Source organism: Bacillus sp. Root131 (assembly GCF_001429475.1).
Classification (GTDB): domain Bacteria; phylum Bacillota; class Bacilli; order Bacillales; family Bacillaceae_G; genus Bacillus_A; species Bacillus_A thuringiensis_S.
This window is the reverse complement of record NZ_LMJQ01000023.1, coordinates 287,069-309,145: the sequence shown is the minus strand read 5'-3', so window position 1 is coordinate 309,145 and position 22,077 is coordinate 287,069. Positions and strand designations below refer to the sequence as shown.

Here is a 22,077-nt window from a genome sequence, read left to right as displayed (position 1 = left end):
CTGTTTCGTGCTTCTACTATTTTATCTTTTAAGGGGATATCATAGTTAGTTTAACAGGCTTATAACACGATACAATAACGAATGAAATTCTTAAACTTCGTTCCTCTATCCTGTTATATTGTTTACTATAGAAAACCAAACTAGCTAGGAAAAGTAGAGAGGTAACACCTAACTAGTTTAGACGATTCTATCTTGTGTTATAACCATTGTTGAATGTTTACTTTACGGAGGTATGTCTTTGACTCGTAAGACATACTTAGTATTATAACACAATGCAACCTCCTTATTAGAAAACGTTCAAGAGACTCCATTCTGTTACAACAACCTTCTCCACTTTTTATTTTATTGGAGGGGCGTCTATCCCTAGAAGAGTTTTAAAAAAACCGATTCGGAAGGACACTCAAACTAGACAGTCTAGGAATAGACACCTAAAACCTTATTAAAACTATGTCTCGCATACAGTTAATCAGGCTGTATGTTTGTGTTATTTAAACACAATACAGATTCTTATCAGTTTAATATAAGAAACTCTATTCTGCTTAAAGACAATGTTGGAAGAATAGGGCTACAACCTCCTACCCCTCCAACGTGGTTTATGAGCATCGTGCAGTCAATACGCATAACCAACTTATGAAAAATTAACAACAAATGATAAAGAATCAAATATGTGCTTCGGACAAAAGCACAATACATAAGACAGGTTTTGTATCTTATCTATTTTGGTTTTGTCAAACCTTTAACAGTTGTAGGGTAGTAATACCTGTCGTAGCTACCCCACAATGCTGAAGGTAAATAAATTTTAAGGGTTTATTATGAAAAAGATTGGTATTTCTAAAAATACCATACAAGGTTTAAGTTATTTAAACCATCTATGCTAGTTTTATATAAGGTATACTATATTGGTGCAAAGACCCTGTTTCTCTACACCAATAAGTACCCTTCGTGAGAACTACCGATTACATTTTATATAAAATCTGAAAGGACATAATAGAAGGTTTCCAATCTCCTATTACAGAGTAAAAAAGTATACGTTGATGTCATCTTGCGGAATGACACCATACAAGATTCAATGTTTATTAAACCTTCTATGCTGTTCTTCCTAAGATAAGGAGTGTTGTTAGAGGTTTCCACACCCCTAACAACTGTAATTCATGAAAAATCCACCAAGTTAGTATTACTTTTAAGTATAGTAACACCATACAAAGTTTACACTTTCTAAACCTTCTATGCTATTACCATTGTAGTCTACAAGGGCATCCTTTCAGATACCCCTATAAACTGCCAACACGATACGACTACTACATCATATAAGGAGTTGGTGTCTACCTAACACGGGACAGGTTAGTAGTATGAGAAGACACCATACAAGATTAATGTTTATTCAATCCTCTATGCTGTTTTCTTATATAGTACAGTGATAACTGGTCTAGTAACCACCGTACCAACCCATGCGAAACTATTACCTTACACCTTAGTGCTATCTTCCTAAATAACACCATACATGACTCAAAGTTTACCTTTGAAGTATCTATGTTATTATTTAAGGGTCGAGGTAGCATGGAGTACTACCTCAGTAATTATGTTTGGATAGATGTTTCACAACATCATACATTACTCAATAGCTATATTAAGTAGTCTATGATAATGTGAAACTAAGTTTATTAGAAGTGGGAAGGGCTTTTCCGAACCCTTTCTACCCCACCTTAGTTTATAAACCATTGGCGTGACTTACAAACCTACTTGACTATTGTAAACGTGATAACATACGACTCGATGTTTCTCAACATCATACAATACTAAACTGTTTGCTTAATACTCTATGATGTTTAGAAGCTTGTTAGGGGCTGGCGTTCCCCTAACAATTAAGAATAACTCTTTACTTAGGAATGATGTTTTCATAACATCATACAATATTAAATAAGTTTTAATACTCTATGATAGTATGAACCGTTTCATAAGGTTTTAGATTGGCTTTTCTAAAACCTTAACGGTTTTCTAATTAAGTAGGACGGCAAATCCAGTTTAATTAGTGAACTAGTATTATATTAATAAGGAGTTGGTGTATACTCTTACCATATAGCACCTACATGTATTAAAGGTTTTCTTATACTATAGACGTTTAATACATGTACCTACTATATGAAACTATGAAACTAGTATTTTAAGGAGTGAGTTAGGGGCATTATAGGTATCCCCATACTGCCATTGCCCCTAACTCTGCAATAATAATGAATCATATCAAAATGAGTGTCTAGAGACACCATACAATGTTTAAATACGAGACTTAAACACTCTATACTGTTTCTTTCATAGCTGAATACTTACAAAAGCAATGCTATCAGATTGTGACCTGTCTTTTGTATCTATGTTATAGTTCAGAAGGCTGTACCCTGTCAGTAAGGTAGGTAAATGTAGGATTTGCTTCTGTAAGTAATCAGTTTAATTTATGTGTTACTAACACTACCCCGATTTACTGATAGCATTTTGATAGTTTAGTTTATAACACTATAGGAGAGATAAAGAATACCGTTCTTTATTGTAAAGGAGAAAAGATTAAGCTGAGAAATCAGTTTATGTAATAGTTTATCTCTCCTATAGTATTATAAAGTATGTTTTGTATGTAAATTTAAGACTACCTATATTTTCTTAACCATTTATCATTTAAAACCTAAGTTACTCTTATTTTAGAAAAGGTTGACGACTAAGCCAAAAGGTCTCATTGACCTAGCCGTCTAAGAGTAGTGACAGTATATTTGGAGGACTGTCATGAGTTTCAAACAATTGACTTGAACTTAAAGAGTGTTCATTCAAGTCTGAATTAAGGTTAAATAAGTATTTTCCTTTTGTAACGGTACGAGTTATTTTACCGTTACGCAACCTAATATATCAAGATTTGGGAAAAACCCCACCATATTAGAGTGCCTGTTTATCAGAATAAAGCTCTGTACTTCAATGTTTCATTTGTGGCATTAAATGAAACCATACATACATGGAGGTTACAGCTTTTTACATAAGTTAAAGTTTTTGAGAGATAAGAAAGGTAAATCTAGTCTGCCCTCCATGTATCTATGCTATTCATTTATGTACCAGTTTTGCTTAGATGAAACCATACATACATGGAAGTTAACTTTTGTAATACATAAGTTTAAGTTAAAGTTTAGAGAGATTAAGAAAATCTTGTTTAACCTCCATGTATCTATGCTATTCATCTAATAACCAGTCTGATAAGGGATGACGTTATGTACTATAATCCAGTAAGGGTATAGTGTAGCTAGAAATCTATCAAACCCTTATCAGTCTTGGTTTTATGTGAGAGTTTCTTCCTTTCTGTATCTACCAGTTAAGGCGAAACCTAACTCATGATTTAAAATAAAATTAAATCTACTTCTATAAAAACGTTTGATTTTATTTGACAGTTATACAATCTTTTACAATTAAATGGATATTCCTTTACAAGTTTAGGATGTAGTATTTGTCATTTGATTTTGCTACGTCTAATAGCATTTCCCTTACCCCTTCGACTTGAAACCACGCTACAAGGCGGTCTACGTCTTTTACAGGATATGACTTACCGTCTCCTAATGTAACTACCCCTCTGATATCTAAATAAGTAGAGTTGTGTGGTAGATTCCATTGTCTGTACCTGTCATAAATAGCTTTCTTACCTGTTTTATCATTGTCAGGTATAGATACTACCTTTTTAAATATTTTTAATAGTTCACCTTTTGATTTACTTACGTCTGCACCCATTGTTGCAACTACTGGTAATCCAATAGAGCGTAATGAGTAAGCATCAAAGATACCTTCTACTGCAAACACTAAGCCGTCATAGGCGTTAAAGGATAGTTCTAATGCGTTTTCAATATTAAACCAGTCTACCTTCTTCGAAAAGAATTTAGTAGGTAATGTAATGTATTTCTTGTAATCATTAAACCAACCGATTAAAGTAATGAGTTTACCGCTTGGTGAATAAACTGGAATCAGATAACGACCTTCTAAGATGAAATGCCCGTTTTCAGAGAAACAACCCATTTCTTCAAATATCGTTCTCTCTTCTTCTGACAGTTCAGGTAGCGTACACTTGTATATCTCTAATTCTTCTAATAGTATGCGCTGTTCTTGATGAAAATATGCTCTTGCTTGCATTAAATAGTCTAATGAATCTCTATCTAATACACTTTTCAGCTTTTTATACACAAATTCCATCTTTCTTACATGTAACTCGAAATCTTCCATAGTTTTAACACTCATTTCTAAATTAAGAATTATACTTAGTAGTTACAAATGGTAATCCTGTGCTAACACTGTTACGCTTACTTTGTAACTTACTTGCTTTCCTTAACTTATGTACTTATTATACCATTGATTTTAGAAAAAGTCAATGGAGTTTATGAAAAAGTTTGGAAAGTTTAGAATTTATTTTCTCTGTTTGATTAACTCTACTTGATAGATTGAGGTAACTCGTATAAATACAGAAATCTATACCAAGTTACCTCTAAAATTACTATATATCTCTTTTAAAGAACCTTCTTCTCTTTTTTAGTTTGGCTCTCTTTATTATCTTTATATGATGTAGACAGTTTTAAAATGTAATTTGAATACGTTTCTTCTATAATATAAAAGAAGTTTTCTACTTGAAGCTTATCTACTACCCCAAATAATTGCGTACACATTTGACCTCGTTCTGTATCAAACTCAGATTTACCTAATACTAGTTTTGTTTCACCTGTTTCTATATCAGGTAGGAAGTCTATAATAGAATAAATTGTACCTGACTTCCCTAACACTTTATGGTCTTCTTTGACCTCAAATAATGTTTCGTTTGTAACTAATTCGTATTTCACTACTTCTTCAAACCCTTCTCGTACTCATGGAGTGGTTCTTCCATCACTACGAATAATTCTTCAATCTCATCTTCTGATACTGTACATACAGGTAACGTCCAAACTTGCTCTAATACTTCGTTATACTCAGGTTTACCTAATAAAGCTTTTGTATTGTCAGTTTGAACATCTAATACGTAATCTACTACTGAAAAGACTGTACCTTCTTTTCCTAGTTTTGAATGGTTTTCTTTTAATTGTAGTAATGTATGTGCGATTTCTAAGTTTAGCATATGAATCTCTCCTTTTACTTGATAAGAAAATAATACCCTTACTGTTCGAGATATTGCTTTCTTAGTTCATTTTCATACCAATCTAAGTTTTCTTTTATAATTTCAAACAACTCTTCTAACTTTTCTTCACTTACAGAGAAAGAACTACTGTCTATCTCTAGTTGACCATCTTCATAGTACATTGTATTGATTACATACTTACTTGTACCACTGTCTATATCACTAATAGAGTCTGTAACACAATAAATTGTACCTTTTTCTCCTAAGATACTATGTTCTTCCTTTAGTTTTATTAAAGTAACTTCAAGTATGATGTTTACTGATTCTGACATCTTGTTCACCTACCCCTCTTATTTAATTTAGTTACTTTCTATTCTGTCTTGGCACTGGTGAAATGTTTCATCCTCTACTACATCGAAGAATGTTTCAACAAATCTTTTGTCTACTGTACATTTTCCGAAACTAACACTTACTCTTTCGTCTTCTACCACTACTTCACCAAATAGTAAATTAGAGACACCTGTTTCTAGACTGATTACAGTATCTCTAACAACGAAAAGTGTACCTGATTGACCTAGTACTTCGTGGTCTTCTTTTAGTTTAAATAGTTTTGTAAATGGATATACATCTAAATCTTCTAACATAGCTATCTCTCCTTACCGTTTAATAAAAATCATCATGTCTAGAATATTTCATTTCAGTGTTTCGTCTTATGCTTTTTATTTGATGTTCTAGAAATGTTGTGTTCTGTACAATATCAAAATAGCTCTCTAACCACACTACCCCTTCTACTGTAAAGAATTCTTCACTTATATCTGCTATACCATCGTTTTCTACAATTTTAGCCAATAAAATATTACTTTCATCAGTTTTGATATTGAAAGCTGTTCCTAATACACAAAATAATGTGTCTTCTTCACCAAGTACTTCATGGTCTTTCTTTAATTGAACCATTGTTTCTTTTGGTTTTAAGATTACACTATCAGACATAACTACCCCTCCTATTGGATTTTAGCTTCTAAGCCCTTCTCGTATACTTTTACTAAGTAATTAATTGTCTCGTATACATTTAATTTGTTATCAACTACATTACTCCACAGTTCTATGAAGTTAATGCGTAATACCGTATCCAAGACACCGAAATACTCTACCAGTTCTTTATTATTCGTTTCTAAGTAAATACGCATTAAAATTTTATCAACTTTGATACGTAGTTTTAGTTCCTTATTTTCCATCACGTTTAAATGCTTTGTATCTTTTGTTCGGTCTAAGTAAACTAAAACTTGATTCATTCTTTCACCTACTAAATATGACCTTGTAGGTTTATTTGAGATATGTATCTTACTTAGAATGTAATTTCTAGCTTGATTTGAACCAAAACCTTGTTGCTGTATTTCATTCCATAGTTGTAAATAGCTTTTACCTAACAACTTGTGAACCTCACTATAAAACTTATACTCACCACTGTTTATACTCATACGTTTAATCATTCTGTCTGCTAACTCTAATATCTTAAATTCAGTTTCTTCTTTATCTGTTAAATCTTTTGGTATTACTTGTTTATTAGGTGGCATAAGGATTGTTCTTGATTTATTTGAAGTTGTAAACCTACGCTCCAAATAGATTGGCATACCACTTATTGTTTCCGCATTTACTTTTGACACTTATAACCTCTCCTTAACTGTATACCTTTAAGGTCTTACTTGAGATAACTCTTTTACTCTTCCATAATTTACAGATTGATACGTATATTGCAAATAACCTTGTAAGGATGTTACTACAGGTCCATATGGTGTTGCACCCCAGTAGAATGCATCTACACAATATACTAGGTCTTCTGACATTTTAATGATAACAGAACCTCGACTCATACCAGTCCCTCTACTATTATTGTAAAATGTACCTGTAGCGTCTGAAACAACCATTAACAGTTTATAAAGTGGCGCTTGTTTTAAATTATAACCATCAGTGTTTCTTTCATCAAATCCTATGTAATATTTATTGTTTGACCAAGGACTGCTTTGTTCGTCTTGTGCTAATCCTTGTCTGACCTGATTATGTATCTCCATTTCTTGTTGTGTTGGAACAGTTCTACTTACAATTTCATTATAACGTTGCATATCCATCATAGTTATACCCTCTTCTCCTAAAATGGTAATTTGTTTGAACCTTCTCTATACTCTTGTAACGTTTGATGCTGAACACCAAACAACTCTCTTATCTTGTTCTCATTTAACACATAAGAAATTACCCCGTTTATAACAACTTGCGTAATGATAAACTTTACTTCATACGTATCTACTTCTGATACTACGTCTGAAATATAGTAAACTGTACCTTGATGACCTAACTGTTTATGGTACGCTTTCAAACATAGTAATGTGTGGTTTATAACAAGTTTTGGACTTGATTCAGACACAAATAACACCTCCCTTGTTTCTATTTTCACTTCATGTCTTATTCGAATACAGACATCTACCCCTATTCGCTCAACACATGAAAAGAAAATCACGTTTAGATACGAGTCTTTCTCTTTTCTTGCTAAAATTTTGATAAAAATGTATCGTTTTCCGTATCTCGTGTAGACAGTAGTGAGCAACCCAAGTTACGTTAAAAACTTACTTTTGGTAGTTAGTTTTATACTTTATACCTATATGTTATCTTATCAAATTTTCTCCGTTTAGATGAAAAATAAGGGATATTTAAAACCATGAAAAGTTTGAAATACCCCTAAAATGCTTATTTTCTATACTAATGCTTCCAACATAAAACACGCCTGTCTATCAGGAATATCTTCATACATTTTAATACGGTTCTCCATATCACTTTTCTTCATTGTGATTGGCGTCCACTGATTATTAAACGTTTGATACAAACGCATAGCATTCTTTAATCGTGCTTTACTAGGGTCTGTAATATTATGACGTTTTAAGATGTCGATTCTCATGTTGTCATATTCTTTTCGAAACTCTTTTACTGTACTAAATGTTCTGCTACGTCTCATCACTCTACCCCTACTCTTTTACATTTGAAACATAAGATTCTTTACCGAATATTCCTCCGTCTTCATCTTGCCAACCAACTGTTACTACATAAGGAACACTACATGAAACATTCTTCTCCATCTTTACAAGAGACTCTAGTTTACTCTTCTTTTTCTTGTAAATATCATTCATTTCACGCTCCATACGTAAAGCCACTAAGTCTCCTGATTCTCTTAACTTTACCATACGTGCATTTGATAGTTTTAAATCTTCCCCTGCTCCGTCTAATAATGCATTTAATAATACTTCTGCTTTACCTTGATACTGTACTTTCACTTTCTCCACTGTCTTTCCACCCCTTATTCGTTTTATACCCAAATTGTTTCTTATGCTGTTACTAGCATACCCTTGTTTAATAGACTATCTACTCGACACTTTAACCCATTTAACGTGTCTTGAACTCTCTTATTATAGTCTTGCAACCCTGTACTCTTAACCCATAACTCTTCAAACCCAACTAACATAAAGTCTCTTAATAAGAAAAGAACTGCATTCAGTCTAATCTGATTTACTACCCCTCTTAACTCTTCTAACTCGTTCTTTAAGAGTAAGAAGCTAGTTTTATATGCATAACGTAATGTATCTAACATATCTCCTGTGTGAATAATTGGTTCTAACCCTAAAACTTTTAACTCATTGGAAAACTGTTTTATGATACTTAATGGAGACTTTACGTCTAGTCCTTTTAACACTGATTTATATGCTTCAATGTTTCTTCCATCAATACCAACCATTAATACTTTGTACGTTAATGACTTTAACTCAAACTCGTTTTGATTACAGATAATTGCTTTTTCTAGTGAATCATGAAGTTTTACCCTTTTCTCTTTCATGTTCATTTCTATTCGCCTTACCTTTCTTTAATTAGTTTTATTTAGTTATTTGCCAAAATATTTGATACAATAGTTTTAATGAAGTTATCTTGTGTCTTAGATACCAACTCTTCTAAGTATCCTCTAACTTCTGTTAAATACTCTTCTTTACTTACTACTTTTGCTCCTGAACTCATGTTTTCTTTGTAAATGTTTGTTACTTTATCCAGTAACATATATTCTTCATAATCTGAAATACGTCTCTTAATCGCCATCAATAGTTGTCCAATACTAATGAGTGGCATTGGACTTTCTGTTCTTGCTACAATACCTTGTCTATATTTTTCTCTGTTTAATGTTTTCATGTGAATCTACCTTTCTTGTTGTTTACTTTCTAGTTACCTGTATACCCTTCCTTATGAATCAGTTCCATTAGGTTATCCATTAAGATATAAATGAAAGCTTGCTCAGTTTGGTCTTGGATATCATTTAACCATAAATCGAAATCCTCTACGTCTAAAGTACGATACGCTTTTAATAAACTATCCAAATCATCGTATTCATCCTCTTCTGTAAAGTCTCTCGCTACAGTAAGAATATACCCCATTTCGTCAACTGATAGTGGGTTTCTTGTTTTCTCTAATACTTTCTCAGTTCCGCTACCATGAACCATGATATCGAAGATACCAATTGTTAAATTACCCTCTTCCTTATCGTAGTTTACAGAGGATACCCCAACTAAGTGCTTTCGACCAATCAAATTACCTTCATGGTCGGACTCTTTAAAGAGGATAATGTGGTCTTCCTCTACTTGGTCTATTGGGTTTCCTTCAAATGTTAGAAGTTGTGAATTTAAAACCCCTTCAAACACGGATGATGATACGGAAATACCGTAGTCTGTCATGTCTACCCCTCCTAATTGTTGAAATCTAATACATTATCTACATACAAATACAACACTGTATCAACTGTTTCATGCTGTAACTCTAAGAGTTTACTCATCATATAGTTCTTCTTTTCACCAACCGTAACATACTCTTTTAAGTTATGTGTGATTGAACCGATTAATCGTTTGTCTACATGTGAAATTGCTAACTCTCTTAAATTGTATAATGACACTTTCATATCAAATACAGTTTGTAGATATTTCTTAGAGAAAGCTAATGAAACTCTGTCAGTTAATGTATTTGTTGGTAAGTTCTCAAAGAACAATGTTGTACATTTTGTAAGAGGGTCTACAATTACTCGGTTAATTGCTTCTAAAGACTTACGTCCAGTTAAAGCATTGCTTGAGTTTACCTCTTTCATTAGTACAAAATCACCTACTTTGTACTCTATACCCTCCCTAGTTGCAAACTCAACGAAATGCCCATCTAACACGACATTTTCAAAAGCGTTCACATCTAAGTTTAAAATGAAGTTTGCGTTTACTTTCAAGTTTATCTTTCCTCTCGAAATGTTCTAACAAGATAGAACTTTGTAGGCACCTGTCTATTTATGTATGAAAGAGTCGAAAACTTTTTCTGTTCTTTTTCTCTTTTATACCTCATTTGTGCCATATCTATATAATCCTGTTACAAATATTCTTTTCTATCTTATTATCTTCTACTATTATACCATAAGTTTAGCTATTTGTCAACTATAGACCAAAATAAAACCTACAGGTTCTACCTATAGGTTTCTTTATACTAAACATTATTAAATTACATTTTAAGTAGTTTGAATTTTACATCAGGCTCGTTTGTAACAATAATACGTTCTGAATCTCCTATACCCACCAAATAAGTTTCTGACATATATACTCTAGATAAATAGTCAACGATTTGCTTCTTGTTGTTGACAATGAATTTATAGTTTAATGGCTGATTGCCTAGTTTTTCTACTAGAATAGTTTCTACATAACCCAATTTAATCGTATCAGAAATCTCCAAAGAATTCCAGTTCTCTCTGAATACTCCATTATTTGTATCCACTTTTTGTCAGTCCTCCTTTCTACCAGTCTCTAACAGTAATACCAAAAGTAAGTAACTATGTTTTACCTTACTTCTATTTTACCGTATTTTCGAGAACTTGACAAAGGAGAACTGTTGTTCTAGTTTCGACAAAAAGGGAGATTAACCCAGTCTCTATATGATAGATTAAGTTTCGTATGTTCGAATAATCAAATATGCCACAAGTTGGGTTTCGGCTGACAAGAAAAGGGAACAGAACTGGTGTTCTATTTAAGAGCCGAATAAAACCTTATAGCTGTTCCGACATGGGTTAGGTGTCAGCCCTGCTACAAGGTTTTACGTTTAAGAAACTATTTTGGAGTATAAAACTTTCATCGTAAATTCAAACCGTATCAAGTTTGAATTCTCAGGTGAAAATGTATTATTTATCATTAATCTATCATGTAAACATTATAGCAAATAGACTTACATAAGTCAACTTTGTCTCAAAATAATTCTTGACAAACTCGGCAAAATGGTTTATGTTCTTGATATTTTAGGACTATATTTCTTTTAAACCTATTTGTTCTAATCCCTGTTCATACGTTATAAAAGTTTAAAAAGTTCCAAAAAAGTTTTATAAGACACATAAAAATACCCTTAGTTTTCCAAGGGTATTCCAATTTAATCCACTTTTACATAAAATATTTGGGTTTGTTTAAGACCTTGATACGTCTCATGTCCCTTTATTTTAAACTTAATAGGGAATATATCTCCCTCGTTTACATTCTCATTAAAGTCTTTTGAAGTTGCCCACTTTAATACATTTCCGTCTTCTGTAACAAAGAAATGAAAGTATCCTACCCCAAATCGTTCACTTGTATAAGAGACTGTTTTAGCATATGTAACTTCTAACTCTAACTTGTCTCCTTTTTCTCCTATGTAGTCTGAAACCTCTTCATCCATTAATTTTCTTTCTCGTTCCTTCTTCTCTCGTTTCTCCCTATCATAGAAATACTGGAATGCTAAATAGATAAGTGGTCTACGCTTAAAGCTAGGTAGTGTATTATCTTTTATGATGTTTTCGTAGTTCTTATTCTCTGCATCCCCTTGATATTCCGTTAGATACTGCAAAAATAATGGATATACCTGTTTTACTTCGTCTCCTACCCCTTTATTTTCTGCAAGTAAGGATTCAATACGGTCTTCTGTAGGTATAAGTTTATTATAATACGCATAACTTCTTGAAATATATTCTAGTTTTTCTAACCCCATATAATGAGCCAAACAATATAAAGCTACTGGTTTGAACTCTTCATATGTATAATACTCTCTATGACGAGAAGTCATTGTACGGTTTCTATCTGCTAAGTTTCTTTCTAAGTCTTCTAACATATACTCTATGTTTATCGGTCTCATATACATTTTATACTCAAACAAACACCCACTTGCAACTTGAAAGAATAACTGTTCTTCAAAGTCATATAGTACATGTGTTTGTTTACATACTCTACCACTACCACAATGCTCACATAAGATAGGTTCTGTATATAATTCCTTCGGTAACTTAGATACCTCATACTTTTGTGCAAAATCATGGTTTACATCTAATGTATTATGAGTATCAATCTTACGCATAATACCTACTTCAATATATCGGTTTGAATCCTCAGGAATACCAATATCTAAAGTATATGGAGTCATTTTAACTTGGAGTTTATGTAGGTAGCCTTCAATGTCTACTTCAATTTTCTTAGGATAAGATTCTTTCTCTGTCAGTTCAAAATGAAATCCTCGATTGTTTGCCATCTTCTGTAGTTTCTTAATACGACTGTAAAAATAATCTTCACTCAGTTCCATTACTTCAAATTCGACTATCATAACTACCTACCCCTCCTTATGTATTAATAATCAAAGTCTTCATCTACGGATTCAATACCATGTGAATCTTTGTTTTCTCTTTTAATTTCTTCTATACAAATTCCGCATACAGGTTTCTTTTCATCTACTTCGTTAGGTACTCCTACAAATAACTCGTCACATATACCACACTTATATACTTCTTGACCGTGAGTTGAAGCTACCATTGAACAGAATTTTAATAACTCTTGACCTTCTTTTGTGTTTGTATATCTCATACTTATCTCTCCCTCTCTGCTCTTTAACTTATACTTATATTATAACATAGAGTTCAGAATTTGTCAAATATAGATTAGTGATTCCTTCTGTTTGACTCTTCATTTGAGATTCTATATTGGTCTACAAAGAAACTATACGGTGTACCTTTCTTTACAATATGTTCTATATCATTGTATGTGAAGTCTACCATACCCTTACCAACATGTGAAAGGATACAAGCTTGTTTTGATACAGATAGAAAAGGAAAACGATAGTAATTCTTTAGTTTGAATACCCCTTTATCTTTTAAGATATCTAACTGTACGTTGGTTACCTTAGACAAACGATACAGTCTACGTGAACCTGTTTTATTATATTCTCTAAATTTCTTGTCTTCTATTAGCATTTTGAGTTTAAATAACAGGCGAAATATTTCTACGTCTACAGTTTCCCTCTTACCATCAGGAAAATACACATGAGCGTATAAAATGCTACTAGACATAGATTCATATTGTACAGTTACTCCTAAATTCTTGCTGTTATATAATATTTCAACGAGTTTTTCATCTGTTAACATGTTCGCACCTCCTATTTTCTACCCCTTACTAAGATAAAACACCAAATTCTTTCTATTATACTACTTATCTATTTTAGATGCAAGTCTTCCTACTCTTATCTTATGTATAGGGAATAAAAACACGTATATCTAAAATGTAAAAAAGAAGGTGTAAAGCATATAACTACGTTACACACCTTACACCTCTTAGTTGTAATGTTTATCACTGTATTGGTTATATACGGATAAAGTTTTATTTAATTATTCTTTGTCTTTTGTTGAAGCTACTTCTTTCTCAGCTTGTCCAGTCGCTTGACCAGTTGGCTGTTTCGAGTTTGCTAACTCTTCTGAATGCATTTGAGCAAGTCTTGCTCTGTTTGCATCTTGTTCATCTTGTTCACGCTTCTTACCTACAATGTAACGTCTTAGTAAGAATATGAAACCGACTAGTAATGCGCCTAGTCCAGCCCACATAGAGCCTTGGAAGTATTTATTACCTTTTAAGTTTAACCACCAGTTTGTAGTGATTAATACCCCTTTGACCTCGGCAACTCTTTTGTTTGCTGCTTTATCATATGCAACCACTTCAATATCTTGTGGTTTATCTGAACCAACAACATCTACAAAGATTTTGTCACCTTCCATATAAGGTTTTGTTTCTTTACTATCAATAAATACTTGGTACTTATCAAGTTTAATATTATCTTTAATATCTAACTCAACTTTTAACTTATCTGTTTTATAAGTTTGATTTTCATCAGCACCGATAATAACAACTCGTGGAGGTGTTCTATCAACAATAAACTTCAATTCTGTTTGACGAGTATCATTCTTGTCTCCATGTAAATCTTGAGAGATTGCTAGGATACTATAAGAACCTTCTCTTTCAAATAGACGTTTATTAATGATGTACTTGTAATGATGATAACCGTATTCGTCTACTTTATGGTCTACTTTGAAATCAACATTGTTAGTTAAAGTCTTCGGTGTACCATTATGACTTACAATGATTTGAAGCTTATCAATATCTAATTCAGTTTTACTTACTTCTTGAATCATCATATCTTCTTTCACACGTTGTAGATATTTACCTTTGAAGTCTAAATCATCTAAATCGAAATTAGAACCAAAGCGGTTAACAACGAATTTCAAGTTTTGCTCAGATACGTTACCTGCTTTATCTTCTACTTTAGCGTCTAATGTGTAAATATCATCGTATGATTCATCTTTTGGTAAGTCATTTAAGATTAAGCGACCATCCTCTAAGCTACCTCCTAGTTCGATATTACCTTTCTTGTTACCTTTAAGGGTTACTCTGACTTTATCTTTGTCTAAGTATTTATCCTTAAATTCAATGATAGGTAATACTTTACCTTTATAAGAAGCACCATTGTTTACACCAGAGATTGTAAGTTCTGGTTTTTGTGTATCAATAATGAACTGACCACTTTCAAATGGTTGTGCTTGGTTTCCTGCTTTATCTCTTGCAGACACTTTGAATTGGTATTCTCCATCTTCTGCATACGTAATGTTTGCCGTATGAATATCACCGTTTGATGACCAACCACCTAATGTACCTTGACCTTCAAAATTAACTCTTGATGGGTCGAAGTTTTTATCATTAATTGTAACAGTTGCCATACGAGAATTGTTATAGAAATTACCATTATGCGGGTCATTATTACTATAACTTACGTTTAATTGTGGTGCTGATTTATCAATCGTGAACTTCTGACTTTGTACATCGTTTCCTTTGTTTCCTGCTAAGTCAGTGTAACTTACGCCCCAATCATATTCCATTTCATCTGTGAAATGAATTGTAGCAACGTGAACATCACCATTTGAGTTCCAACTAATATTTCCTTTCGGAACATTACCGCTGAATTGTACGTCTGATGCTCTAAAGTTACGTTCTTTGATTGTTAATGTTGCTGTTCTATTATGGTTAAAGTAACCATTATCTCCGTCTTCTGAATCATACGATAGAGATAAGACAGGTGCATCTTTATCTATAGAAAAAGCAACTTCATTTGTAGAAGCATGACCAACTCTATCTGTAGAGTTTAAGTTAACCTTAATATTATTACGGTTTTCGCTTACTACCCCAACAGATTTTAATCCAGTGATTAAGTTTGAATCACGGTTTGTTACATCAAATCCGTAACCCGTCATGCCACCACCATTTGAAATGTCTGTGTTACCAACAACTTTACCGTCAATACCCCAGTTAATGTTACGGAAACCTGACGTAGTATCTGCTAAGTTAAATGCTACGTTTACATCACTATTGTATAATGGCTGACCATCTGCTGTTTGATATTGCGTTGGTGGTAATGTTAAAGTAAGATTACTGCTATTTACATGCCAGTTACCGTTCTCTGTAATTACACCACTTGGTTTTGCTTGGTCACTCTTGTTACCTACGTTATCAGAAGCGACTGATTTTACTTGACCTTTGAAGTTCTCAGGAATTGTTGCATATGCTACTCCGTTTTGGATAGCTACAACTTGTTCTGATACATTACCGTTTACATTGTGTAATCGGAATGTTAACTCTTTTAGACCACTAGAAGCATTTGCATCTTCTACGTTTACTTGTACGCCTACCCCATTCTTGAAGTAGAAACCGTAAGATGATTCGTCTACTGTAATAGACTCTCCCTCTTTGTAACCGCTATCTGTAAAGATAAATCCTTTGATAACAGGTTTTGTATCGTCTACATAGATTGTTTTGTTCTGCGTAATCTCATTACCTGCTTTATCACGAATTTTCATAACAATAACGTAAGAACCGTCTGTACCACGAGTAAAGTTTGATGTGTTAACAGATAACTTGTCACTTCCAACTACCCCATCATACGATTTGTTGATAGCTTCTTGACCGTTAACCGTAACAACAACCTGTTTAATAGCTGTTTCATCATTGATATCAAAGTCTACATTTTGGTTTTCTTTGTACCAATCTTCACCGTTCTTACTATGTTGTGGATTTGATGTCTTAATTTCACCAGTTGGGTTTGTATTATCTACTACAAAGTTATTCGCTTTTAAGAATGGGAATAAATCTGTTGTACTATACATTGGTGATTTATTACCTAGTTTATCTTCTACTTGGAAGAAGTATCCTCCACGATTATTTAGGATGTAAGAGAATCGGTCTTCATTAACTCCAATAGATTCAACTAAGTTTTTGTTACCGTCAAATACATGAACCTTAGATACCCCACTAGAGAAACCAACATCTGTTAAGTTTAAGTTCACTTGTAAAGGTTGTTTACTGTAGTTACCCTCAGGTTCGATATTGTATTCGCCTAATAAAGCGGAACTTGTAACGCTAGGTGCAACATCATCTACATAGAATGTAAAGTTCTTACGAGTTTCAAGACCAGACTTATCAATTGTAATGAGTTCTACATTATAAGAACCATCTTGATTTCGATTTGCTTGAGATACGTCTAATTGGAATGATTCTTGTTTCGTAATAGACTCTCCATAGTTCTTAGAAATAACTTCTTTACCATTCACTATTGCTTTAAACTCAGCAATTGCGGTATTATCGTCTGCTTGAACTGTTATCGGAAATACCTTACTATACCAACGTTTATCTCCGTCTACATACTCAGGTTGTGGTAACTCAGACCATAATTGAGGTGCGTTCACATCATATATGAAGTTATTAGAACCTAATGATGGTAGGATATCGTTTAATGCTTTCATATCACTCTTATTACCTAAGTTATCCACTACTTGTACATAGTATTGACCTGACGTTTCTAGTACATAAGAAGCTTTTCCATCTTCTACTTTTACGTCTTTAATTAAAGACTTATCTTTATTAAAGATAGATACATGCGAGATACCGCTAGAGTTCTCAAAGTCCTTCAAGTTGAAGTCTAAACGTAGTTTATTTTGACTATAAAAGGCTTCACTGAACACTTTATAATCTCCATTGATAGTTAGACCAGAAAATTCAGGTTTTGTATCATCTACGTAAATTGTATCTTCAAAGCTTACTTCTTTTTCAATGAAGTTTTTCGATACAACCTTGATGTTATAGCGACCATCTTGTGGCTTATCTACTTTTGTGAAGTCTAGATTGTATTCAATCTTTGTTTGTAAGTCTTGTACATCAACTGTATCAATTACCTTACCGTTTACAATGACTTCGTACTTAGATACCCCTACATCATCTTTCAATGTAAAGTCTACCTTCGGAAGACCACCATACCACTTCTTACCATCAATCTCAACTTGTGGTTTATCAATCTTTGCATCAATTGTTGGTTTTGACTCAGATTGGTATACTTTATCAGAAGCAAAACCTAAGTCTGACATTGTATATACCTTGCTGGCATTCCCTACATTATCTGTAAAGCGGAATTTAAATAGTCCACTCTTCTTAATCTTGTATGAAATCTCAGAACCTTCACCTTTTACCTCATCAATCACTGCATCCGATGAGTCTAATACTTCTAACTTATTCAAACCACTTAATTCTTCATCTGTTTTAAAGTTAAGGTTTAATGATTTCTCAATGAATACCCCTAGAGCATTCTCTTTATAGAAACCATCTTTGTCTGTACCTGTTACATTCGGTGCTTTTGTATCTACAAAGAACTCCTTCTTGTTATCTAACGTTTCACCTAAAACATCTTCTAAATGCGTATTATATGTGATTTGACCGTTAGAAGGTACATCCTCGTTCTTAATATCAGATTTGATGTTTTCTTGCTTCGTTCCTTGTGTATCTTGTGAATAATCTTTATCAAATACAAGTTTATCGTTTTGAGAGATTTTTAAGATACGGAATGGAGCATCATCTGTTACTTTTGTATTGATAGTTGGAATCGTTTTAAACCACATATTACCTTTTATGTCAATGAATGTTACAGGCTTATCAAAGTTTGACTCGATAATTGGATTAGATTGTACAAGTTGGAAGTTATTTGATTTCATACCACCGTTTAGGATAGTATTCAATGCAATGACTTCTGACTTATTACCAACTTTATCCACTACCTGTAAGTGGTATTGACCTGACTTGTTTAAGGTATACGTTAACGTATCCGTATATGGTAATTCCTTAATAATCGACTTTTCATCGTCTAAGATTAAGACTTTGTCTACCCCTGATGGTGCAACTCCTAAATCTTCTGCTTTGATGTTTAATGTAACAGGCTTAGAAGAGTACATACCACTTACCATGTCTGTTACACTATCAGATGTTACAACCCCACTTAATTGTGGCTTATCTACATCATAATACAGTTTCATTTCGTCTTTCTCTTTGTTACCAACGATGTTTTCTGCTGATACTTTGTAGTCTAATACAGTAGACTCTGTTAATTCTTTCTTAACATTAAAGTCATCAACCTTTTTCGTAGGTTCTTCTTTAGAGTTTAATATCCCTTCACCTTCGTACATGAAATATTTAGATACAACATGTTTATCAGATACTTGGAACGTAACATCTACGTTTTTATCTAATAAGAACGTTTTACCATCAATTTCTTTTGTAGTAGGCTTAGAATCTTTCTCTTTTGAAGCTTCTTTGTTGTTTATAATTTTAACTGTAGGTTTGTCATCATATACAACCGCTTTCGCTTCTAACTCTACACCAGTTAATTGAGATAAAGATAATGGTTCAGACTTGTTACCGATTACATCATATGCAATGAAGTCTTTTGGTAAACCTTTTTCTACATCTAACTCAATTGTACGTCCTACTGGGTCTTTTACTTCTACTTCTTTACCTTCTTGGTCTAAGTATGTTACTTTATCAACACCTGTGTTATCTTTGAAGTTCAATGTAACAGTAGGCTTTTGTTTAAAGTAAGATACGCCATCATAGTTCGCTTTGAAGTTATCTAATGTCGAACCATTATTTGAAGGTGCTTCTTTATCAAAACGGAAACTAATATCATGCTGTTTTGTACCATCCATGACAGTTAGTGTATTGTCTCCTGCAACTAACTTAGATTTGATTTTCTCGTCTTCTAAGTTTAAATTGAAGTCAATCCCTTTTACCCCTGATTTTGAACCGAATAAGAAGGAGTCTAACTCTTCACCGTTTAGATAGATTTGTAAGTTGCTTAATGCTCTCTTACTTTGATAACCCATTTCAACGTGATTGTCTTTAATCCAATTCGATTTATCAATGGTAGTTTTGTTCTTGATGTCAATACCTTTCTTAGAGAATGTACTGTCTTTCCCTGCAAGGCTTAACGTTTCACCTTCTACTTTAAGAGATTTGTTCGTTCCACCTTCTAACCATTGGTTATCTAGTTTAAAGTCTTCAATCTCGTGGAAACATATTAATCTATCATTTATCTTTAACGATTTTAATGCACCATTTTCTCCTATATCGTTTAATGCGATAGAGATTGGTGTATCCGTTAAAGTAACCTTACTCGTATCATAGAAAGGTGTCAAATCTCTCTTAATCTTTGCATCCGTAGGTTCTACTGATACTTTGATGTTTGTATCTTTTCCATACTCGATTGGAACTAGATTTAGGAAGTGTAACTCCATATTTACATGTGTTACGCCATCTTTACTATACGTAGGTTCGAAAGAAGACATGTCTTGTACAACTTTACCGTCTACTTTACCTGAAATTGTGTTATATACAAAATAGTAATTCTCTACCCCTAATCGACTCTTTAAATCTTCGAAACTTGTAACAAATTTAAATTCTGACTTATTAACTACTGACTCGTTTAAGTACTTTACATCGTTTACTGTAACGTTGTAGTAAGATTTGAAGTCAGAAACATCAGCCTTTAATTGTAAACTCGGTGCTTTTTCAAGAATCTTAGAGTTTGTATAATACTTAATTGGCTCTCCATACCCCTGTACGGACATAAGAAGAACCAAGTCTCTTAACTTGTCTTTACCTTCTGCAAACTGTAAAGCGTATTCATTCTTGAGTTGGAATTCGTATCCACCATAGTTTAACATGATTTGTCCGAATACACCTGTAATAGAAGCGGATTTAAATGATAAGTCTTGATTGAAGTTGTCAACTAAGATTTGTTTCTCTTCGTCTGACCAATCGGAATACCCTTCATCTACCCATTTTGGAAACTTACTTACTTCTTCCTTAGGTTTCTCAGTTTCCTCACCTGTTGGTGGTACAGGTTGCTCACCCTTGTCTTCACCATTAGGGTCTGGTTTTACCGTTTCATCCGGTTTTGGAATTGGTTTAACCTCAGGCTCTTTTGGTGTCAAGTCATCCTTCGGCTTAACATCTTCTTTCGGCTTCTCACTTGTGTCTGGCTTTGTATTGTTCGGTTTGTTTTCTTCTACCGTACCACTACTATCTTTCTCTGTTTCAGCGTAGATGTTTGTTACTGGCTGAACAAGAGGGTTTAAAATAGTTGCAACTGCGACACTTGTTGCGAGTACCTTTTTCGAAGGATTCTTCTTGCTTTTCTTACTATCGGTTGGTTTGTTACTTTCCTTCTCCAAAGCTATACCTCCTTATATGATAATAGGTTTACAAATTTAAACCCTTAATCGGTGTCCTTATACGGTTTTATGTGAGTGAGTACAAAAGATTTGATTATTTTTGTGTTTGTATAAGGACACCGATTAAAGATTTAATAAAGATAATGGAGTAGTTTTACCTACCCCATTTTGTTAACTTGCTTGCTTTGGTTTTGAATAACTACTACCACGCTGTTTAATGATAATACGGTTTGACGATACAACTTCTTGTGTTAGTTGAGATGTATTGTAGTCTTCCTCAGAAAGAATAGCTGTACCCTCGTCTAAGATTTGTGTACCTTCATCTAAAATTTGTGTACTCTCATCTAATAATTGCGTCTTATCTAAATCTGCTGATACCTTAACTCCTGATTGAATTGAAACAGTCTCTACAACTGGAGAAACTATTTCTTCTTCGTCTTCTACTAGAATCTGTGTTACATCGCTACCGATTAGAGAATTTTCTTGTACATTCTCTTTGTTTTCCACTAGACCTACAGATGATGGTTGATAAGACAAGTTATCTAAAATTTCACCTTGTTCGACCTGATTTTCTTCGTCTAAATCAAGGATTTCGGTACGTTGAATATCATCTTCTAAGGAGTCTTCCATAAGAATCTCAGTTCTTAAAATTTCATCGTTTTGTGGTTTGAACTCACCTGTTGCGGTAAGACCTTTAGCGTTTATTATTCTTTCGAGTCGTTCTGAACTTGGCGACTTAATCAGCGATTCACTATTATAGACCTTAACTCCATTTTGGTTTGATTGTTGTAGTAAAGACTCTGTAGTGAAATGTCCTGTAGCACTTAAACCACTTGTAAGTGAGTCTGTAGCTAGTCCTACCCCTTCATCACGCTCTTTGTACTTCTTAATCTGACGTTTTGCTTTTCGTCCTGTAATGGTATCATATATGTTTACAATATCCCACTTTACACAAAGGATAATTGTAATAACTAGAAACAATACCCCTAAGCCAACAGAAATATAAGAAACTGTTAACCACATTGGACAA

General features: G+C 33.3%; 21 protein-coding genes. All 21 read right to left on the bottom strand.

The window, feature by feature from the left end:
• Positions 1 to 3,450: 3,450 nt before the first annotated feature.
• Positions 3,451 to 4,236 (bottom strand): toprim domain-containing protein, encoded by a 786-nt coding sequence (locus tag ASE54_RS26305; RefSeq protein ID WP_000389279.1) that lies wholly within the window; start codon positions 4,234 to 4,236, stop codon positions 3,451 to 3,453.
• A gap of 281 nt (positions 4,237 to 4,517) precedes the next feature.
• A complete protein-coding gene (locus ASE54_RS26300; protein ID WP_000873053.1) occupies positions 4,518 to 4,844 on the bottom strand; it encodes a hypothetical protein in 327 nt (108 codons plus the stop codon).
• Positions 4,844 to 5,116 (bottom strand): hypothetical protein, encoded by a 273-nt coding sequence (locus ASE54_RS26295; protein ID WP_000933189.1) that lies wholly within the window; start codon positions 5,114 to 5,116, stop codon positions 4,844 to 4,846. The genes ASE54_RS26300 and ASE54_RS26295 overlap by 1 nt, the downstream gene beginning before the upstream one ends.
• Positions 5,117 to 5,154: 38 nt before the next feature.
• The gene (locus ASE54_RS26290) at positions 5,155 to 5,448 is read right to left on the bottom strand and encodes a hypothetical protein (protein WP_000004646.1); all 294 of its coding nucleotides are present in this window, start codon (positions 5,446 to 5,448) and stop codon (positions 5,155 to 5,157) included.
• Between the two features lie 27 nt (positions 5,449 to 5,475).
• Positions 5,476 to 5,760, bottom strand: a complete 285-nt coding sequence (locus ASE54_RS26285) for a hypothetical protein (RefSeq protein ID WP_000888635.1) — start codon at positions 5,758 to 5,760, stop codon at positions 5,476 to 5,478.
• A 19-nt stretch (positions 5,761 to 5,779) separates the two neighbouring features.
• Entirely contained in the window at positions 5,780 to 6,106 is a 327-nt protein-coding gene (locus ASE54_RS26280; RefSeq protein WP_001285365.1) for a hypothetical protein, read from the bottom strand.
• Positions 6,107 to 6,117: 11 nt separating this feature from the next.
• Positions 6,118 to 6,780 (bottom strand): hypothetical protein, encoded by a 663-nt coding sequence (locus tag ASE54_RS26275; RefSeq protein WP_000049007.1) that lies wholly within the window; start codon positions 6,778 to 6,780, stop codon positions 6,118 to 6,120.
• A 27-nt stretch (positions 6,781 to 6,807) separates the two neighbouring features.
• Positions 6,808 to 7,245 carry a hypothetical protein gene (locus tag ASE54_RS26270; RefSeq protein WP_000969001.1) on the bottom strand — a complete coding sequence of 146 codons (438 nt, stop codon included), beginning with the start codon at positions 7,243 to 7,245 and terminating at the stop codon, positions 6,808 to 6,810.
• 17 nt (positions 7,246 to 7,262) lie between these two features.
• Complete coding sequence (locus tag ASE54_RS26265) at positions 7,263 to 7,535, bottom strand: hypothetical protein (protein ID WP_000004568.1); 273 nt, start codon at positions 7,533 to 7,535, stop codon at positions 7,263 to 7,265.
• 327 nt (positions 7,536 to 7,862) lie between these two features.
• A complete protein-coding gene (locus ASE54_RS26260; RefSeq protein ID WP_001254704.1) occupies positions 7,863 to 8,120 on the bottom strand; it encodes a hypothetical protein in 258 nt (85 codons plus the stop codon).
• Positions 8,121 to 8,130: 10 nt separating this feature from the next.
• Positions 8,131 to 8,445 (bottom strand): hypothetical protein, encoded by a 315-nt coding sequence (locus ASE54_RS26255; RefSeq protein ID WP_000416722.1) that lies wholly within the window; start codon positions 8,443 to 8,445, stop codon positions 8,131 to 8,133.
• A gap of 41 nt (positions 8,446 to 8,486) precedes the next feature.
• Positions 8,487 to 8,999, bottom strand: coding sequence for a hypothetical protein (locus tag ASE54_RS26250; RefSeq protein ID WP_001056119.1), 513 nt, complete (start codon positions 8,997 to 8,999; stop codon positions 8,487 to 8,489).
• Positions 9,000 to 9,034: 35 nt separating this feature from the next.
• A complete protein-coding gene (locus tag ASE54_RS26245; protein ID WP_000854598.1) occupies positions 9,035 to 9,337 on the bottom strand; it encodes a hypothetical protein in 303 nt (100 codons plus the stop codon).
• Positions 9,338 to 9,366: 29 nt separating this feature from the next.
• A complete protein-coding gene (locus ASE54_RS26240; RefSeq protein ID WP_000133170.1) occupies positions 9,367 to 9,876 on the bottom strand; it encodes a hypothetical protein in 510 nt (169 codons plus the stop codon).
• Positions 9,877 to 9,887: 11 nt separating this feature from the next.
• Complete coding sequence (locus ASE54_RS26235; RefSeq protein WP_000867176.1) at positions 9,888 to 10,409, bottom strand: hypothetical protein; 522 nt, start codon at positions 10,407 to 10,409, stop codon at positions 9,888 to 9,890.
• A gap of 266 nt (positions 10,410 to 10,675) precedes the next feature.
• Positions 10,676 to 10,945, bottom strand: coding sequence for a hypothetical protein (locus ASE54_RS26230; protein ID WP_000380547.1), 270 nt, complete (start codon positions 10,943 to 10,945; stop codon positions 10,676 to 10,678).
• A 642-nt stretch (positions 10,946 to 11,587) separates the two neighbouring features.
• Positions 11,588 to 12,784, bottom strand: coding sequence for a hypothetical protein (locus tag ASE54_RS26225; RefSeq protein WP_000634598.1), 1,197 nt, complete (start codon positions 12,782 to 12,784; stop codon positions 11,588 to 11,590).
• 23 nt (positions 12,785 to 12,807) lie between these two features.
• Positions 12,808 to 13,041 (bottom strand): hypothetical protein, encoded by a 234-nt coding sequence (locus ASE54_RS26220; protein WP_001270892.1) that lies wholly within the window; start codon positions 13,039 to 13,041, stop codon positions 12,808 to 12,810.
• A 74-nt stretch (positions 13,042 to 13,115) separates the two neighbouring features.
• Entirely contained in the window at positions 13,116 to 13,598 is a 483-nt protein-coding gene (locus tag ASE54_RS26215) for a hypothetical protein (protein WP_000954480.1), read from the bottom strand.
• Between the two features lie 240 nt (positions 13,599 to 13,838).
• On the bottom strand, positions 13,839 to 21,047 hold the full coding sequence (locus ASE54_RS26210; RefSeq protein ID WP_000410278.1) for an Ig-like domain repeat protein: 7,209 nt from the start codon (positions 21,045 to 21,047) through the stop codon (positions 13,839 to 13,841).
• A gap of 171 nt (positions 21,048 to 21,218) precedes the next feature.
• Positions 21,219 to 22,070 carry a hypothetical protein gene (locus ASE54_RS26205; RefSeq protein ID WP_000266753.1) on the bottom strand — a complete coding sequence of 284 codons (852 nt, stop codon included), beginning with the start codon at positions 22,068 to 22,070 and terminating at the stop codon, positions 21,219 to 21,221.
• Positions 22,071 to 22,077: the final 7 nt, after the last annotated feature.

Coding starts and splice junctions, on each gene's coding strand:
- ASE54_RS26305 (WP_000389279.1), bottom strand. CDS start 4,236: ATGGAAGATTTCGAGTTACATGTAAGAAAGATGGAATTTGTGTATAAA.
- ASE54_RS26295 (WP_000933189.1), bottom strand. CDS start 5,116: ATGCTAAACTTAGAAATCGCACATACATTACTACAATTAAAAGAAAAC.
- ASE54_RS26290 (WP_000004646.1), bottom strand. CDS start 5,448: ATGTCAGAATCAGTAAACATCATACTTGAAGTTACTTTAATAAAACTA.
- ASE54_RS26285 (WP_000888635.1), bottom strand. CDS start 5,760: ATGTTAGAAGATTTAGATGTATATCCATTTACAAAACTATTTAAACTA.
- ASE54_RS26280 (WP_001285365.1), bottom strand. CDS start 6,106: ATGTCTGATAGTGTAATCTTAAAACCAAAAGAAACAATGGTTCAATTA.
- ASE54_RS26270 (WP_000969001.1), bottom strand. CDS start 7,245: ATGATGGATATGCAACGTTATAATGAAATTGTAAGTAGAACTGTTCCA.
- ASE54_RS26260 (WP_001254704.1), bottom strand. CDS start 8,120: ATGAGACGTAGCAGAACATTTAGTACAGTAAAAGAGTTTCGAAAAGAA.
- ASE54_RS26250 (WP_001056119.1), bottom strand. CDS start 8,999: ATGAACATGAAAGAGAAAAGGGTAAAACTTCATGATTCACTAGAAAAA.
- ASE54_RS26245 (WP_000854598.1), bottom strand. CDS start 9,337: ATGAAAACATTAAACAGAGAAAAATATAGACAAGGTATTGTAGCAAGA.
- ASE54_RS26240 (WP_000133170.1), bottom strand. CDS start 9,876: ATGACAGACTACGGTATTTCCGTATCATCATCCGTGTTTGAAGGGGTT.
- ASE54_RS26225 (WP_000634598.1), bottom strand. CDS start 12,784: ATGATAGTCGAATTTGAAGTAATGGAACTGAGTGAAGATTATTTTTAC.
- ASE54_RS26220 (WP_001270892.1), bottom strand. CDS start 13,041: ATGAGATATACAAACACAAAAGAAGGTCAAGAGTTATTAAAATTCTGT.
- ASE54_RS26215 (WP_000954480.1), bottom strand. CDS start 13,598: ATGTTAACAGATGAAAAACTCGTTGAAATATTATATAACAGCAAGAAT.
- ASE54_RS26205 (WP_000266753.1), bottom strand. CDS start 22,070: ATGTGGTTAACAGTTTCTTATATTTCTGTTGGCTTAGGGGTATTGTTT.